Genomic DNA, 17,202 nt, shown 5'->3' with positions numbered 1-17,202 from the left:
GCAGCGACCTGTCCGGCGCTGTCAGGCGGCGTCGCGCAGGACCTCGGACGGGTCGGTGTGCAGGGCGCGCAGCAGGGTCCCGGCGGCGTTGTCGGGGACGGTCAGGGCGGCGCTGAGCAGCTGGGCGCTGCCGGCCGGGACGCCGGCCGCGGCGGCGGTGGTGCGGGCCTGGTCCGCCGCGGCGGCCGCGGCGGTGGACCAGGGTGGGTTGTTCGGGTTGGTGCGCCAGGCTCTGCGCCGGGCCGGCCCGGCGACGGCGGGGTCGTCGGTGTCGGTCGCGGTGGTCGCGGCCAGGGCGGCGTCTGCCGAGGTGAGGCCGCGGACCGTCAGGAGGCTGCGGTGGGCCTGCACGGGTCGCAGCCGGCGGGCGGCCAGCTCGTCCTCGAAGGCGGCGACGGCGAGCACCAGGTCGGCGGTCGTCACCCGGTCGCGGCCGAGGCGCACCGCCTGCCGGATCGCCTCGAGCTCCAGGTTCGCCAGGACGACGTCGGCGCCGGCGGTCAGCGACGTGTAGGCCGACACCCATCGGGCCGGGGGTTTCTGCTGCGGCTGCGGGTCGGGCGTGACATACCGCCAGTGCAGCAGATAGTCGGTCAAGGGACGCAACGGCCGGTCGTCGTCCTTCGGCCAGGCGATACCGCCGGTGCCGGGCAGGGCGGAGTAGCCGGTGAACAGCACCGCGGCGAGGTCGCCGGTGCCGACGGCGGGCCGGGCGGGCGGGGCCAGGTCGATCGCGCGGCGGATGGCGGCCGGCACGTCGTCGCCCCAGTGGATGGCGTCGCCGGGGCGCCGGCGGCCCGGCGACCTGAACGCCTCCCAGCGCGCCTGCCGGAGGGTGGCGGCGACCTCGAATCCGGCCCAGCCGCCGGGCCGGTCCGCGAGGGGACCGGCGCCGGCGAGCCTGCCCGGGACGAAGTTCGGGATCCTGCGCCGCATGCTTTCCTGGATGTCGTCAGCGCCGATCGTTGCCTGCTGCCGGCTCTTCGCGACCTGGCAGGCACCGACCAGGATCCGGTACAGGCCCTGAGCGACGAACACATGCTGTCCCACGGACGACATCTCTCCTACCCAGCTATTTCGGGTGCCGGATCGCTCGATAGCCCTTCACGTAACCATACGCGAACATGACTCCCCGGCCGCCCCACAGGACGTACCCGCTGAAGGGCTCCTTGATCAGGCCGATCGACGCGCCGAACCGGTCGGTGAAGTTGCTCTGCGCCTGGTAGCCGGTGTTCACGCCGTTGCGGTGGGCCAGCGAGCGGTCGAACCAGTTGAGCGGACGGTGGCTCCGGACGCCGTTGTCGATCTCCCACTTGCGGTGCTTGCCGACGTGGTCGTTCGGTTCGGCCTCCTCGTCCGAGGCGTGCCGCGGCTGGTACTCCTCGGGCTCGCCGTCGCCGGCGCCTTCATCCTCGTCGTCCCCGCAGTTGTGCACGAGGACCGGCTTGCTGCCGGCGAGCACGTAGTACGTGTGGAGCTGCGCGACGGTGAGGTCGTGCATGTACTTCGCGCCGGTCCACACAACGGAGCCGGTGACGACGGTCGTGGAGCCGTTCGGCGCGACCAGCTGGTCGCCCGACGCCAGGTCGCCCGCGCGCTGCCACTGGTCGAGCGACTCGTTCCAGAACGGGTGGTTGGCGGTCGTCTCCAGGGTGGCCTTGACACCCGCTCCGTCCACCACATCGAGGGTGGCGAACTCCTTGTCGAGGTTGAGGTGGGTGACCTCGACGGCCTCAGCGCGGGTTTCGCCGGTCTCCGGGTCGGTCGCCAGGACCTCGTCGCCGATCCGGACGTCCTTGATGGCCTTGACGGTGCCGCCCGCCATGAGCACCTTGGTGTCCGGGTCGAAGCTGTGCTTGCACGAATCGCCCGAGTCATCGTCGGTCTTGCCCGGCTTCTCCGGGTCCTTCGAGTCGTCGGTGCCGTCCCCGTCACGCTTGGGCTTGTCGGTGTTCTTGTCGGACCCTGGAACGCCGGAGTCGTTGTCGGGTGGCGAGCCGTTGCTGCCGCCGTTGCCGTCGTGATGGTCGTGGTGTGAGGGTCCGGTATCGATGCCGGGGATCTTGACGTGGAACTTCTCGGCCAACCGTTTGGCGAGGCCGGCAGCCTTGGCGGACACGCCGCCCGCGCCGCCGGTCAGGGCCGACATCGCCATCTCGACCACGAGCTCGCCGATGGTCACGCCGCACTCGTAAGCGCTGGCGTCACCGCCGATGCACGAGGCGATCTGGTCGCAGATCCCACTGAGTGCGCAGGCCCAGCCCATGAGCCAGTTGCCGGTCTTCTCCTCCCACTTCTTCGCGTCGCCCTCCATGGCCTTCCAGGCGCCCTTGGGGTCCTGGAACATCTTCTTGAGGCCGCGGTACATGGCGAGGATGTTGATGGCGTTCCACATGCCCTTGAGCAGGCCGCGGAGGAAGTCGCCGGCGTCGGACTTCAGGCCGCTCGGGTCCGACCACGTGGTCGGGTTGTTGTTCGAGTACGAGTAGCCGTGCAGCTGTTGCGGGTCGTTGAAGTCGACGATCGGGTCGACGGAGATGAACCGCCCGGTGTTCGGGTCGTACTCGCGGGCGCCGAGATGCACCAGGCCGGTCGGGTCGGTGTCGCCGCCGACGAATCCCTTCTTGTTCGGCCACGTCACCGCGGCGCCACGGGCTTCTCCGTACGGCGTCTGGCGGCGGCGGGTCACGGTCTGCGCGGCGTCGGCGCTGATCGCGACGGTGCCGGTGCCCTGCTGGTCACCGCAGAGCCAGGCGATGCCGCTGCCGGTCCGCTGCCCCACGACCTGACCGTTGAACATGTAGTAGCGGGTGGCGGACAGGGAGGCGCCGGTGAGCCGGATCTCCATCCCGCCCAGGTACAGGGTGGCGCCGGTGCTGTCCTTGGCCAGCAGCCGGTTGCCGGTCCCGTCGTAGACGTACGACGTGGTGCCGGTCGGGTCGGTCACTGAGGTGAGGTGCCCCTCGGCGTCCCACTGCAGGTCCTGCTGCCCGTTCGGACCCGGCCGGGAGACGGTGTTGCCCGTCTTGTCGTACTCGAAGGTCGAGGTCTTGAGGACCTGCCCGGTGGAGTTCTTGAGCGTGGAACCCTTCAACAGGTGCGGCTGCGTCCCGGCGACGCCCTGGTTCGGGTACGTGTAGTCGGTGGTCTGCAACCCGGTCGGGGTGAGGTGGTCGGTCTCCTTCAGCCGCGAACCCGTCCGCCCCTTGGGGTCGGTGGCGGCACCGAAGTCCCACTCCTGCCAGTACGGTGCCGGACCGCCCATCGTCGTGGACGCGGGCGCGGTGGAGCAGTCGCCGCTCTGCGGGGTCCACGCCTGCTTGAGCCGGCGCACGTGGTCGTACTCGAAGCACTGCGTGTCGCGCTGCCCGTTGAGCGGGTTGTCGTCGATCTTGATCAGGTTGCCGGCGGGGTCGTACTTGTACTCCGCGTCCGCGACGTACGCGGAGCCGACCGACTTGAGGACCGCCTGCCGCTTCACCTGGTGCGTGACGTCGTCGTACTCGGACTTGCTCTGCACGAAGGGTGCACCGGTCAGCGCCGTGGACCGGATCACCGAGCTCGACTCGCCGAACTCCGTGTAGGTGGCGTCGGTGACGTAGTGGGTCACGTCGCCGTAGTTCGTGCTCAGCGCCTTCGGCAGAGCAGAGGTGCTGTCGTACTCGTACGTCAGCGTCTCACCGGCGAGGTTGCCCGTGGTCGGCAGCACCACCGTGTTCGGGCTGCCGTCGACCTTGTACGTCATGCGCACCGAGTACGACGTGCCCAGCAGACCCTCGGAGGTCGGGATGGTCACCCGGGTCTGGGTCGGCCGGTACAACGTGTCCGCGGTGATGAGTTCGGTCTTGTATTCGTTGGTGCCGACGAACCGGGACACCGACTTCGTCAGGCCCTTCGCGGGCAGGTCGTAGACCGTCTTCGTCCGCAGCGCTCCGGTGATGCTGCCGTCGCGGGTCGTCTCCGGCCGGCCGAGGTCGTCGTAGGTGAACGCCAGGATCCGGTTCTCGGCGTCCTTGCTGGTCTCCACCTCGTCCCAGGCGTTGTACGTCAGCTCGACCGCGCCCTTGTCCGGATCCACGGACTTCTTCAGCCGGCCGAGGTCGTCGTACTCGTAGGACCACACGTTGCCGGACGCGTCGGTGACCTTCTCCAGCTGGCCGGTCTTGCCGTACCCGTAGCTGAGCTCGTCGTACGTGCCGGTCGGCGTGCCACCGTGGTACTGACGCAGCTTCGTCGTCTGCCCACGGTTGTCGGTGAACGTCGCACCCGCGGTCCCACCCAGCGGCGGCGTGACCGTCGTGTAGTCGCCGTAGTAGTTCACGAGCGTGCCCCACTTGCGCACGTTCTCGGAGTACAGCGCGGTCTCCGTCGTGCGGCCCAGCGTGTCGAACGAGACCCGGGTCTGCGCCGGCACGTCGAGATCCGCCGGCTGGTGCAGGGTCGTGCCGGCCGTGCCGGTGGTGTCGTAGGCCTGGTTGGTCTTCCACACCCGGCCGAACGAGTCGTAGAAGTTGGTGTCGGCGATGATCCTGCCCCCACCGACCGCCTGGGTCTGCTTCTGCCGGGGCCGCAGCAGCCCGTCGTACAGGTCGAACAGCGACTGGTAGTTGCCGTTCGCGTCCTGGGCGCGGGTCTCGACGGCGTTCACCGAGGTTTTGCTGATGGTGTACCGGTATTCGACGCTGGGCGTGTTCAGGTTGCTGGCCTGCGGCCGGTCGGCGTACCACACCTTCGTGCGACGGCCGAGCCCGTCGTACTGCGCCGAGGTGATGCGGGTGTTGATGTCGGACTCGGTGAGCACCTCGCCGTGGGCGGGGTCGATGGTGACCGTGGTCTCCCACAGCTTCGGGTTCTTCGTCGTCATCCCGACCAGCGGGCCACCCGTCGCCGGCGAGTAGTCGGTCTTCGACAGCCGTCCGGCGATGTCGGTCGACTCGGTCGTGCGGCCGTGGACGTCGTGCTTGTACGTGCCGACGGTCTGGAACTGGACGTTGCCACCGTTCCAGGCGCTCATCCGCTCGATCTTCGTGACCAGGCCCGTGGTCGGCGTTGCGCCGTACGCCAGGTCGTCATACGTGAACCGCATGTCGGAGATGACCTGATCCGCCGCGGACGGCGCACTCGCCGAGCAGTCACCGGCCCAGGACCGCACCCGCTTCACCGAGTGCAGAAGCCACACGTTCGGGTCGGTGTTCGGCAGGTACTCCTGCAGCGTGCACTTGTCGTCGGTGGTGTCGGCGGGGTTGCCGAGGTCCTTCACCTTGAGCGGCACACCCCGCTGATCGTTCTCGATCACCGTCTCGAACCGGCGCCACTGGTTGTTGCTGATCGACGCCCGGGTCGCGGTCTTCTCGGTGCCCGCGTACCGGGACTCGGTGACGACGTTGTTGATCGTCCGGCTCGCGGCGGCCGTCGTCGACCGCCACGGCGTCGTCACCGTGCCGGCGTTGACCGCACCGTCCAGATAGACGAGCTGTTCACGAGGCGACCCGGCGAACTGCTCGTAGTCCGGGAACGGACCACCCTCGAGGCCTTCCACGTTGACCGTGCGGGTGCCGGATGCCGTCTTGTCGCCGTGCATGCCGCGGAAGTACAGGGTCTTCATCACCTGCTGCTTCGCGCCTTCACCGAACTTCGTCTTCACGTACGGGTAGCCGCGCCACTGACCCCACGACTTGTACTTCGCCTGGACCAGGCCGTCCTCACCGTCCCAGTGCCACAACGGAAGATTCTGCGGGTTCTCGTACTCGTAGAACGTCTTCGTCGCACTGCCACCGGCGGTCAGGTCGATCTGCTGCACCGAATCGACCACGTACGTGTGGAAGTAGTCCGTCCTGGGCTGCGTGTACCCCTGCGGCACCCACTTCACCGGATAGCACCGCAACGTGTTGCTGTCCAACGCGTTCACGTTCGGCAGCCGGCCCGGGTTCACACAGTCGGGGTCGCTGTAATCAACAGCGATCTCCGCACCCGCCTCGGTGCGGATGGACGTGATCCGCCACCAGTTCATTGCCGGCGCGAAGTCCGACCAGACCGCGTCGACCCGGTTCGGTAGCTGGATGCCCTCGAACGTCACCTCGGGAAGCGTCACCGCGGTGCCGTTGAGGCCCTTGTGGGTGATGCCTTCCAGCCACAGGCCGGCGCGGGTGCCGTCGCCCGGGTCGGGGAACGACTGCCGCAGGATCCACTGGTCGACGTCCTGGTATCCGCTGCCCTTCCGCACCTTCGTGGTGACGCTGGTGAGCCGCTTGCTGCTCCAGAACGACGGCCCCGACTGCCAGCACGTCCCGCTCGACGCGCAGTTCTGGTCCCACGGCGTGTCCGGCCAGTTCGTCTTGTCCTTCGTCCCACAGTTCGCCGTCACGCACCGGTCCGACACACCGAAGTGCACCTGAGCCGGCGCGGCCGTCCCCGTGTACGCGGAGTCCGTCCGGGCCCCGTTGACGACGGTGCGGTTGTCGGTGCCGTAGTCGATCCGGACGGGGTAGGCGTCGCGGTGGTAGACGACCGGCGAATTCTCCTGCTTGTTCTTCGCGTAGTAGTTCGTGTCCCGCGCGTACCACAGCGACGCCGTGTTCCCGTACACGTCCTCGATGTAGTCGAGGTTCCACCGGTACGCCTGGGTGCAGAACGACGCCGCGAACGTCGCAGCCTTGCACGGCTCGCCCGTCTGGTTACCGGCGACCGGAACGGTCTGGACCGAGTTGGTCTCCAGCTTCCCGGCTGTCCAACCCTGCAACCGGCTCCGCCCGAAGAAGTACTTCGTGCCGTCGGACGCGGTGACCTTCCAGTACTCACCGTTGTCGTCACCGTTGGTGTTGGCCCCGCCGACCACCTTCTCGATCCGCGACCCGTCATCCTGCACCGGATGCCACAGACCGTTGGCGTCCTTGAGCAGCTCGCCACCGCCGCCGTTGAGCGACATCACCGCATTGTCCGTGGCCCAGCACAGGTCACCGGTGTCCTCGGTGTTGTTCCCGTTGGTCTTGTCGTCCGCGCAGCCCACGTACCGGCGCTCGATGAAGCCCGTGTCGTACGAGAACCCCTCACCGATCCAGCCCGGCTGGTTGTTCGACGCCGCCTGCCGGCCATCCACCGACTGCGACGAGTAACTCAACCCCACCGTCGGGGCGGGTCCACCGACCGCCGGCGGGACGCGCATCGGGTAGGACCAGGAGAACCCGCCGGCCGAACCACCGTGCGACCACGTCGAGGACGGCGCGAGGGTCGTGGCACCGAAGTCACCAGCACCGCCTGACGCCCCCGCCGCCAGGGCCACCGTGACACTGCCCGAGGTCAGCTTCGATGCGGCCGCGGTCGTGACGGCCGCCGGCAGCGTCACCTCACCGGACACCGTCTTCGTCTTCACGTTGTTGTCGGACTTCACCGGCACCGGCCGGCACGCCGCGTCATCCGGGGTGGTCTGGTGGCACTCCGGGACGACCAGGAGCCGCAGCCGGCTCCCCCAGTCCGCACCGAACGCCGACTCGAACGCCGCGTAGCTCGTCTCCAGCTTCACCGCACCCGTGGCGGCGGCGTTGTCGGTCCGCGCGACCCGGAACATCACGCCCTGCACGCCCGCCGCGCGGACCTCGTCCTGCGACAGCGTCTGCACCCGGACCCGCTCCGGACCCTTCGCGCCGGACACCACCCGCAACGGCGCACCAGGCACCGACACCGACGTCTCCGCCGGCGACGCGCTGCCAGAGGCCCGCAGCTGCGACCGCGCCGCGGCGATGTTCACGTCCGCGGTCGCAGCGGCCGGCCACTGCACCGAGCCGACCGACGCGCGGCGCGCCGCCGCCGACGCCGTCCCCGGCTGCGGCTCCTTCACCGCCACCGTGCCACCAGGCACATCCTTGTAGCGCTGCGCCGCCTCAGGCTTCGTCACCTGCGGCGCCGCCTGCACCGGCGGCACGACAAGGTTGGTGGCGGCCAGCGACAGGATCGCAGACGCGGCGACGACACGCGTCACGCGCCCGAACAGCCGGCGAGACCGGCGTGGCAGCAATGGCAGGGCAGGGCTGAAGGACACGGTTCCTCCGCGGCAATGAGTGAGCGGCCACCGTCCACAAGTGACGGCGGCTGGGCGAAAGTCGAACGACGGCAGATGAAGAAGAGGAATCCGGCCGGTCTACGCCGGCATACAGAGCATCCGCGGACTCAATGTCGGCCGCTGTCTCGAGCGCAGCGCGCACCCATCACTGAACATGTGAAGCCTCCCCGTCAGGCCCATGCAGTCGCACCGGGATCAATACCCGGGCAGGGCGAAATCTAGGGGCTCACATCCACCGAAGTCAAGGTCTCGCCTTGTGTACGCGCCACGGCTCCACCGAGCTCGTACTGCTCAGGCACGAAAATGAGGGCTTCCGCAGGCTTGTGACCTGTGGAAACCCTCACGCTTTCGGGACGGCGGGATCGCGCTATCGGCGTAGGACGAAGAACGCGACGATGGCGGCGATGAGCAGGACCGCGGCGGCGATGGCGGCGGCGATCTTTGCGGTGCTGTAGGGGCGTTCGCCGGCTACCTCGCCCGTGCGGCCGTTGACCTGGATGTTGTAGGTCTTGCCGGCGTAGATGTAGCAGGCCAGCCAGACCGGCAGGAGCATCAGCTTGAAGGTCAGGTCGTGGTACTCGGTGTCGACGTGGTCGACGCGCTGCTCGTCGCCGCCGATGTCGTGGCGGCAGTCCTGCTCGATGGCCGGGGCGATCTTGCGCTTCGCCTGTTCCAGGCCGGTTTCGGGTTCGACGTCGTAGCGGAGCGTCTCGTGGCCCGCCAGGTACTGGGCGTGGAAGGGCTGGGCGTCGGGCAGCGGCCACGGCTCCAGGGCGTCGAGGTGCTCCTGGGTGACCTTGGTCGTGCCGGTCACGAGCACGTCGTCGAAGGCGCGCCCGACGGTGCCGCTCGCGTGGTGCCACCGGGTCTTGCGCACCTGGCGGGTCTTCGTCTCGCCGTTCTCGGTGTAGGTCTCCGTCACCCAGTAGTGCTCGCCGCGCTGGCCCTGGTAGTGCGAGACGGTCCGGGTGTCGTAGGTCCAGTGCGGCAGGTAGGTGCTCTTCGCGGACTCGGCCTCGGAGACCTTCTTCAGCCCGTTGGGTGCGAACCAGCGCGACGCCGCCCACGTGCGCAGCTGCTCACGCAGCTGCTGCTTGGTGAGGGTGAACGGCAGGACCGCCTCGGGCACGACCTGGTCGCCGGGGTTGACCTCGGCGACGACGGCCGCGCCGCAGAACCGGCAGCGGTCGGAGATCGCGTCGGACTCGGTCGCCGCGCCGCAGTTCTGGCACTTGAAGACGTGCTTGGCCAGCAGCGCGATCGGCTTGCGGGGCAGGCCGGCGAACTGGTTCCAGTCGTGCTCGGCGATCTGGCGGGTGGCGGGGGCGATCTGGGTCTCGTGCCCGCAGTACGGGCACCGCAGCGCGGTGGTGCCGGGCGCGAACTCGACGTTGGCGCCGCACCCGGCGCACGGGTACTGCGTCTGTGTGATCACGGCTCAGCCCTGCGGCGGCAGCGGCGGCGGGACGGCGGCGAAGAGCGCACCGAGCTCGGCGACCTGACCGGCGGGGGTCCACTGCGCCATGCCGTTCTTCCAGACCAGCGTGGTGCGGCTGACGGTGCCCGACCGGACCTGCGCGCCGAGCGCGTCGAGGTCGAACGGCCCCGCCTGCTGGCCGTTGACGCCGGCGAACCACTGGTCCTGCTGCGGCAGTGGCGGTGGGCCGGCCGGCGGTGGAGGGGACGACACCGGCTGGTTGAGCGCGTTCGCCATCCGCTGCCCGGCGGCCATGCCCAGGCCCAGGCCGAAGCCCTCGCCGGCGCCGCCGCCCGGGTTGTTGGCGGCGTCCTCCATGGCGTTGGCGGCCTGGAACGTCGTGTAGGCGTTCAGGTTGCCGACCACGCCCATGGAGGTGCGCTTGTCGATGGCCTCCTCGACCTCCGGCGGCAGGGAGATGTTCTCGATGATGAACTTCGGGATCTGCACGCCGTAGCCGGTCAGCTCCTCGGTCAGCACCCCGGCGAGCTTCTGCCCGATGACCAGCTGCTGCGCGGCCAGGTCGAGCGCCGGCACCTGCGCCGCCGCGAGGGCGCTGCCGAGGTGGCCGACGATGAGCTGGCGCAGGAACTCCTGCACCTCCTCGGTGCGGAACTGCGGGTCGGTGCCGACCAGCTCCCGCAGCAGCTTCGCCGCGTCGACGACCCGCAGCGAGTACGCGCCGAACGCCCGCAGCCGGACCATCCCGAACTCGGCGTCGCGCATCATCACCGGGTTCTGCGTGCCCCACTTGAAGTCGGTGAACTGCCGCGTGTTGACGAAGTAGACCTCGGCCTTCCACGGCGAGTCGAACCCGTACTTCCAGCCCTTGAGCGTGGTCAGGATCGGCATGTTCTGCGTCTGCAGCGTGTACGTGCCGGGGGTGAAGACGTCGGCGACCTGGCCCTCGTTGACGAACACGGCCGTCTGCGACTCGCGCACGATCAGCTTGGCGCCCATCTTGATCTCGTTCTGGTACCTCGGAAAGCGCCAGACGATCGTGTCACGACTGTCATCGAGCCACTCGATGATGTCGATGAACTCGCCTCGTAGCTTCTCCACCAAACCCATGACGGGTGCTCCTAACTCCGCATGCACCGTTCACACCGCGGCCAGACCATAGAGAATCCCATGATCCCGGACAAGCACCATAGACACTGTGTCGGCTTGTCGGCACTCACCGCGGGCACCTGGCGCTCAGCCATCTGGCATTGCCGGGTGGGCGGTCCGCCTACGGCTCGGGCCGGGACCGCACGATGAGGTCGGCGAGCAGGGCGAGCGACCCGATGATCAGACCGGTCAGGAAGATCATGACGGTGTTGTTCGCGAGCCTGATCGGGTGGACCGCGAGATCGAAGATGCTCTTGACGACGCCGATCATGACGAGCCACAGCGCGAGCGGCATGAGGGCCTTGAGCGGATCGAAGTACATCACCATCCGCAGGACCTGGAGGATGTACCGGTAGGCGTCGGCGATGAACCGGAACTTCGACGTGCCCGCGCGCTTCGCGTATTCGATCGGCACGTAGAGGATGTGATGCTGGTTGGACAGGAACGCCAGCGTGATGGTGGTGACGCAGGAGAACCCCGGGGGCAGCAGCCGCAGGTAGGGCTGCGCGACCTCGCGGCGGAAGGCCCGCATCCCGGAGTTGAGGTCAGGGATCGACTGGCTGGTGAGCCACTCGGCGATCTTGCGGATGACCCACTTCGCCGGGACCCGCAGCAGCTTGTGGCTGCCCTCCTCGGTCGTGCGCGCGCCGACGACCTGGTCGATGCTCGGGTCGTCGTGCAGCAGGCGGACGAGCTCGGGAATCCGGGTGTTGGGGTAGGTGAGGTCCGCGTCGGTCCAGACCACGATGGCGCCCGCGGCCATCCGGGACCCGAGCCGGCGGACGGTGCCGGATCCGCCGTTGCGGTGCAGCGCGACGACCTTGAGGTGCGGGAACGACGGTTCGGCCTCCCGGAGCACCTCGAGGGTGGCGTCGGTCGACGCGTCGTCGATCGCCAGCAGCTCGTAGGTGTAGCCGGACTCGTCGAGCGCGGCGCAGATCCGTTCGATCTCCTGGCGCACGTGCGCCTGCTCGTTGTAGCACGGCAGCACGACCGTGACGTCGAGGCTGCTGCTGGAACGGGCCGGCACGCTCCCGCCGCCCGCGATCGGGACCTGTTCTGTCAACGTCACTGCTGCCTCACTCGTGGACGGTGGTGCCGGCACAGCGTGCCGTTTTGCGTTCGGGTGCTCGCGCCGGGGCTACGGCACAGGGGGTGACCGTCACAGTAGGCCGCTCCGGTGCCGGTCGCGAACCAGGGCGGCCTCGGTGAGGCGTATCACTCGCCCCGCCCTTGCCCGGGCGGCCGCACGCCGGTGACGGTCTACGGTCCCGCCGGCCGGCGGGCCGCGGCGACCAGGCCCGGCCCGGTCTTCGGGAAGGCCCGTTGCAGCAGGCGGAAGGGTGCGGAGCCGCACCGGTTCAACGCGCCGCGCAGGCCGGACGAGGGCTGCAGGAGCCGCCCGGATCCGGCGCTGCGCTGCTGCGGTGACGTCGAGCCGGCCGCCCGGAGCCGTCTGCGGGCGATCACGTTCCGGCCGCCTTCCAGCACGTAACCCAGCGGCATCCCGTAGTGACGGATCCGGACGTCGACGAGTCCGGCGGCGGTCAGCAGGTTGTGCAGTGGTCCGGGGTCGTACCGGCGGAAGTGGCCGACGAGCTCGTCCGCGGCGGCGTACCGGCGCTGATACGCGGGCACGGACAGCAGCAGCAGGCCGCCGGGCCGCACCCGCTCGACCCAGGCGGCCAGCGCCGCGGTGTCGTCGTCGAGGTGCTCGAGCACCTCGAACGCGCACACGACGTCGAACTGGCCGGGCTCCAGCAGCTCGAGGCGGGCGTTGCGGACCTCTCCCCCGCCGGCGTGGCGCAGCCGCTGCTCCGCCACCGTGAACGACGCGTGGTCGGGTTCGATGCCGAGGTACCGGTGCCGCTGGGCGAGCCTGGCACCGAAGCCACCCTGCCCGCACCCGATCTCCAGCACGTCCGTCGCGCCGGAGGACGGGAACAGGTGCATGACGGCGTCATGGCGGAGCCAGCCGTTCGGCGACAGCGGCGCGACGGCGTCCATCCGCCAGGCCGACATCGGCGCCCGCGGTGGCCCGGACCGCACACTCGGATCGCTCATCGACGCCCCCGGGACGCGAGCCGTCCGGCGCCGGCGGGCTCACCGGCGCCGCCGTCACCGAGCCGCTCCCACAGGGGCGTCACGACGTGTTCGGGGGTGAACCGGGCCTCGGCGAGACGGCGGGCGGCCTGCCGCAGCCGGGCCGTCTCGGACCGGTCCGTGGCGAGCCGCCGCAGTGTCGTGGCCAGCGCGTGCGGGTCACCGGCCGGGACGAGCAGCGCCGCGTCGCCGAGGGCGCGCCGCTGCGGCGGGGAGTCGGACGTGACCACGGCGCAGCCGGCGGCCGCACCCTGGAACACCTTGTTGGGCACCACCCGCATCGCCTTGTCGCTGGTGCCGAAGATGCCGAGGCACACGTCGTGCCCGGCAACGAGCGCGGGAAGGTCGCCGGCCGGCACCCAGGGCAGCCAGGCGACGTCGGCGCCCTCGGCGGCGTGCCGGGTCGCCGCCTCGTCCTGCCCCTGCCCGACCATGGTGAAGGTGACGCCCTCCCCCGCCAGCAGGCGCGCCGCTTCGCCGATGACCGTGGCGCCCTGCAGCGGCGTGTAGAGGCCGAAGAACACCACCCGCAGCGCGGGTGCGTCCGGCGCCTGCCGCGCACCGGCGTCCGTGGCCTGCTCCCGGCCGGCCGTGAACCAGGCCGACGGCGCGCCGACGGCGACCGCGACGCTCCGGGCGTGGTGCCGGGCCGGGAGCGCATCGCGGTGTTCGTCGGTGTCGACGACGATGAGGTCGGCGCGGCGGAGCGCGGCCCGGTCGACGGCGGCGAGCAGGCGGCGGCGCAGCCGGCCCCCGAGACGGCGGTCCGCGGCGGTGTCCCCGGCGCCGGTCATGTGGTCCAGCACGATCGGCACCCGCCGGAACAGCAGCCGCGCCAGGTGGACGTCCAGCAGCCCGAGATACCCGACGACGACGGCGTCGACGGCACCGACGCGGCGGGCCGCCCGCGCCAGCGAGACCCAGCGCCGCGCCACCGTGAGGACCAGGCTGGGCAGGCGCCACGGCTGCGCCACCGCCGCCACCCGTGCGGCGGTGCCGACACCGAGCGGGGCGTTGCACTCCACGACGTCGGCGCCGTGACCGCGGAGCCCTTCGGCGAGCACACCGACGCGTGGGTGCATCGCCGTGTCGTACGTGCCGAAGAACAGGACCCGCATGGCGCCCTAGCCTAGGTCATCGCCCGCGGCGGCCTTGGCGCACGTCAGCGGGGACTCCGGCGGCGGCCCGTCGCCAGGACGGTAGGCTCGCCCGGTGCCTGATCGCGGAGCCGAAGCCGGGCAGCCACCCGCGAAGGCCGGCACGCGGAGGCGCATCGCGTCACTCGTCGGGCGAGCACTGACCAACCGCTGGACCAAGTGGTCGCTGCTCGGTGTCGCGGTGGTCGGCGGCGGTGTCGCCGTGGCGCGGCAGCGCGCCGACGTCGGCGCCGCGGTCACGCAGATCGGTGCCGGGGCGACCGCCGCCGCGGCCGCGCTCGTCGCCGTCGGCCTCCTGGCCACGATGCAGGTCTGGCGGACGCTGCTGGGCGGGCTCGGTTCGCCGTTGCCGGTCACCACGGCGGCCCGGATCTTCTTCGTCGGGCAGCTCGGCAAGTACCTACCCGGGTCGATGTGGCCGGTGGTCGCCCAGATGGAGCTCGCCCACGCCCACCAGGTGCCACGCAGCCGCACCGCGACCGCCGCCATCCTGACGATGGCGGTGTCGCTCGGTGCCGGCCTGGTCACCGCCGCGGTCGTGCTCGCGGCGGGTGCCGGGGCGGTGACCGAGCGGTACTGGTGGGCGCTGCTCGGCGTGCCGGTCCTCGGTCTGCTGCTGCGCCCGAAGGTCGTCAACGCCGTCATCGGGATGGCGCTGCGCGTGCTGCGCCGCCCGCCGCTGCCCCAGCCGCTGTCCGGCCGGACGATCGTCGTGTCGCTGGCCTGGGCGGTGGCGTCGTGGCTGCTGCTGGGCGCGCACGCGTGGCTGCTGAGCTGGCCGCTGACCGGCAGTCCGGGCGGGGTCGCGGCGCTGGCGGTCGGCGGTTTCACGCTGGCCTGGTGCCTGGGGTTCCTGGCGGTGATCACGCCCGCCGGGGCCGGTGTCCGCGACGTGCTGCTGGTCGCGATCCTCGGCGCGCAGCTCAGCACCGGCCAGGCGACCGCCGTCGCGGTGCTGTCCCGGGGCCTGCTGACCGCCGGTGACCTCGTCCTGGCCGGCGTGACGGCCGTCGCCGCCTACGTGGCCGGGCGCGACCCCGGCCGGTCACGGTGAGCGACGCGGCGACCTCGCGTCAGGGGCGGACCAGCCAGCACTCCAGCCGCCGCGGGTCGGTCCCGGTCGGGCGCCACGTGAGCACGTGCTGGTCCTCGTGGGTGTCCAGGTAGACGATCCGCTCCAGCGGCAGTCCGTAGGGCAGCAGCGTCAGCGTCGACGACGACATCAGCACCGGCACCTGGCCGGCCGCGCGGATGCCGGCGACGACCTGCTGCATACGCTCCACCGTCGGGTCCTCCAGGGCCGCCACGGGCAGGCCGCACTGGTTGCGGATCGTGGGTGACCACTGCGTGTCCATCATGACGACCGAATCCGTCGGCCGCAGCGCCCGGCACACCGCGGCCGCGGCGTCCGGCTCGCCCAGCTCGGTGCGGTTCGGCCCGAGCCGCGCGGTGACCACCAACGCCGGTGCGGCGATCGCCAGCAGCACGAGCAGCCGGGCGAGCGCACCCGTCGGCGTCGGCGCGAGCAGGCGTCCGGCCGCACGCCACCCGCCGGTCGCGGCTGCCCGGATGCGGCCGGTCTCGCCCGAGCGGGTCAGCGCGGCAAGGGTCCAGGTGGCGAACAGCGCCACGGCGGGCAGCACCTCGACGACCAGCCGGCGGTCCGCCCACGGATGGTCGGGGGTGATCGCGGGGCGCAGCAGGGAGGCCACCCCGGATCCGCCGTACACCAGCAGGATCGGCAGGAAGCGCCAGCCACGGCCGCGGGTGGCGGCGTACACGACCCCGGCGGCGCCGATCCAGGCCAGCACCAGCACCGGCCAGCCCGTGTACCACGAGACCCAGGACACCGTCTGCTCCGCGTAGCTGCGGGTGCCGTCGACCGGAAGCCCGAACTGCTCCTGATGCGACGCGACGTACTCGATCGTGTTGGCCGCGGTGATGGAGCGGTCGACGTACAGCAGCGGCCGCGCGGCAAGGAGCAGCCCCAGCACGAGGGTGCCGGCCGCCGCGACCGGCGGTGCCCAGCGCCACCAGCGCATGGTCCGCACGTCACGGTGCCGGCGGCGCAGGAACAGCGCCAGCGCGGCGGTCACGACGGGCGAGAGCACCAGGACCACGATCATGAGCCGGACCGACGACCAGTTGACCAGTACGTACGGCCAGGTCACGAACCGGCAGTCGATGAATCCCAGGCCGCCGCCGATCACGGCGCCGCCGGCGAACGGCCAGACCCCGCCCCGCCGGCGCAGCCACCACCAGCCGATCGCGGGGATCATGAGGGCGAAGTCCACCCCCATGTCGAGGCGGACCAACTCACCGGCGGACAGCAGCAGGCCTGACAGCGCCATCGACCAGCCGACGTCCCGGCGGGACGCGGCGCTCCTCGCCGACGCGCCGGCTTTCCAGGCACCGGCGACCAGGCACAGCCCGGCGGCGAGCATGAGACACGCCAGCGGTTCGGAGTACGTCGTCTGGCTCACCCGCAGCATCGGCCACGCCGAGCCCAGCAGCAACGCGGCCACCGGCGCCCACCGCGCCCCGAACAGGCGCCCGGCCAGCCCGCCGACGGCGAGCAGGGCCGCGCCACCGACCAGCGCCGGCAGCACGAACATCCCCTGCCAACCGGCGACCCAGTGGGCGGCGGCGAGCATCGTCGGCCAGCCGGTCATGAACTGCGGCACGATCATGCCGTCCTGCACGTAGAAGCCGGGGTGCGCGAACGTCAGTTGCGCCGCCGCGGCCCCGAAGGCGTCGACCGGCACCGGGGTGGCCAGCCCCGGATGGTCGCTCAGCCAGAGCCCGACCTGGGCGTAGGTGCCGGCGTCACGGTGCAGCACCGCCTGCTGGCTGGACCTCACCGCGGCGAACCCGGCGAACCCGACGGCGATCGCCGACGTCGCGACGACCGCCGACCACGGCGCGGTGAACGACCCCGCGCCGCTGCGTCGCGGCAACCGTGTCGCGCACCGCACCAGCGGGATCGCCAGCACCACCGCGGCCGGCACCACGACACCCGGGCGGAAGTGTCCCGTCGCCGCGAGCGGCACCGCGACCAGCAGCCATGCCGTCACCGTCACCGCGGGCACCACCGCCAGCAACAGCAGCAGCCGACCTGCCCGGGCGCTGTCCGCCGACGCGGCGTCGAGCAGACGACGGACTGCGGGGGCACGACGCGAAGGCGGGGCAGCGGGCTGCCCCGGCACGGTCGCCGCGGTAAACGACACGATGAACCAGACTCCACATCCTCGACCGGCACGGATCACCACGGCACCCGATGTCCGGGACCGGCGATCCGC

The 17,202-nt window shown here is 70.9% G+C and carries 9 protein-coding genes; 1 reads left to right on the top strand and 8 read right to left on the bottom strand.

Annotation, left to right across the window (positions count from 1 at the left end; translation table 11 throughout):
* Positions 1-21 precede the first annotated feature (21 nt).
* The 7 genes from ABD332_RS06770 to ABD332_RS06740 all read right to left on the bottom strand — a co-directional run bounded on the left by ABD332_RS06770 (position 22) and on the right by ABD332_RS06740 (position 13,864).
* Positions 22-1,050 (bottom strand): hypothetical protein, encoded by a 1,029-nt coding sequence (locus tag ABD332_RS06770; RefSeq protein WP_344500618.1) that lies wholly within the window; start codon positions 1,048-1,050, stop codon positions 22-24.
* A 22-nt stretch (positions 1,051-1,072) separates the two neighbouring features.
* Positions 1,073-7,975, bottom strand: coding sequence for a polymorphic toxin-type HINT domain-containing protein (locus ABD332_RS06765; protein WP_344500616.1), 6,903 nt, complete (start codon positions 7,973-7,975; stop codon positions 1,073-1,075).
* 448 nt (positions 7,976-8,423) lie between these two features.
* Positions 8,424-9,491, bottom strand: coding sequence for a TFIIB-type zinc ribbon-containing protein (locus ABD332_RS06760; RefSeq protein WP_344500614.1), 1,068 nt, complete (start codon positions 9,489-9,491; stop codon positions 8,424-8,426).
* Positions 9,492-9,494: 3 nt separating this feature from the next.
* A complete protein-coding gene (locus ABD332_RS06755) occupies positions 9,495-10,604 on the bottom strand; it encodes an SPFH domain-containing protein (RefSeq protein WP_344500612.1) in 1,110 nt (369 codons plus the stop codon).
* 160 nt (positions 10,605-10,764) lie between these two features.
* Positions 10,765-11,715 (bottom strand): glycosyltransferase family 2 protein, encoded by a 951-nt coding sequence (locus ABD332_RS06750; protein WP_344500610.1) that lies wholly within the window; start codon positions 11,713-11,715, stop codon positions 10,765-10,767.
* A gap of 191 nt (positions 11,716-11,906) precedes the next feature.
* Positions 11,907-12,707: a class I SAM-dependent methyltransferase gene (locus tag ABD332_RS06745; protein ID WP_344500608.1), complete on the bottom strand. Its 801-nt coding sequence runs from the start codon at positions 12,705-12,707 to the stop codon at positions 11,907-11,909.
* Positions 12,704-13,864: a glycosyltransferase gene (locus ABD332_RS06740; protein WP_344500606.1), complete on the bottom strand. Its 1,161-nt coding sequence runs from the start codon at positions 13,862-13,864 to the stop codon at positions 12,704-12,706. The genes ABD332_RS06745 and ABD332_RS06740 overlap by 4 nt, the downstream gene beginning before the upstream one ends.
* Before the next feature lie 94 nt (positions 13,865-13,958).
* Between ABD332_RS06740 and ABD332_RS06735 the strand changes: the two genes are divergently transcribed.
* Positions 13,959-14,957 carry a lysylphosphatidylglycerol synthase domain-containing protein gene (locus ABD332_RS06735; RefSeq protein ID WP_344500604.1) on the top strand — a complete coding sequence of 333 codons (999 nt, stop codon included), beginning with the start codon at positions 13,959-13,961 and terminating at the stop codon, positions 14,955-14,957.
* Between the two features lie 19 nt (positions 14,958-14,976).
* Here the strand turns inward: ABD332_RS06735 and ABD332_RS06730 are convergent, their stop codons facing one another.
* Complete coding sequence (locus ABD332_RS06730) at positions 14,977-17,130, bottom strand: hypothetical protein (RefSeq protein ID WP_344500602.1); 2,154 nt, start codon at positions 17,128-17,130, stop codon at positions 14,977-14,979.
* Between the last annotated feature and the right edge of the window lie 72 nt (positions 17,131-17,202).

This window comes from Dactylosporangium maewongense (genome assembly GCF_039531485.1).
GTDB lineage: Bacteria > Actinomycetota > Actinomycetes > Mycobacteriales > Micromonosporaceae > Dactylosporangium > Dactylosporangium maewongense.
Note: the sequence above shows the minus strand (reverse complement) of the source record. Positions and strands in the feature narration are given on the sequence as shown.

Bases quoted from the DNA above. Each gene is read 5' to 3' on its own strand.
- ABD332_RS06755 (WP_344500612.1), bottom strand. From the start codon at position 10,604: ATGGGTTTGGTGGAGAAGCTACGAGGCGAGTTCATCGACATCATCGAG.
- ABD332_RS06745 (WP_344500608.1), bottom strand. From the start codon at position 12,707: ATGAGCGATCCGAGTGTGCGGTCCGGGCCACCGCGGGCGCCGATGTCG.
- ABD332_RS06740 (WP_344500606.1), bottom strand. From the start codon at position 13,864: ATGCGGGTCCTGTTCTTCGGCACGTACGACACGGCGATGCACCCACGC.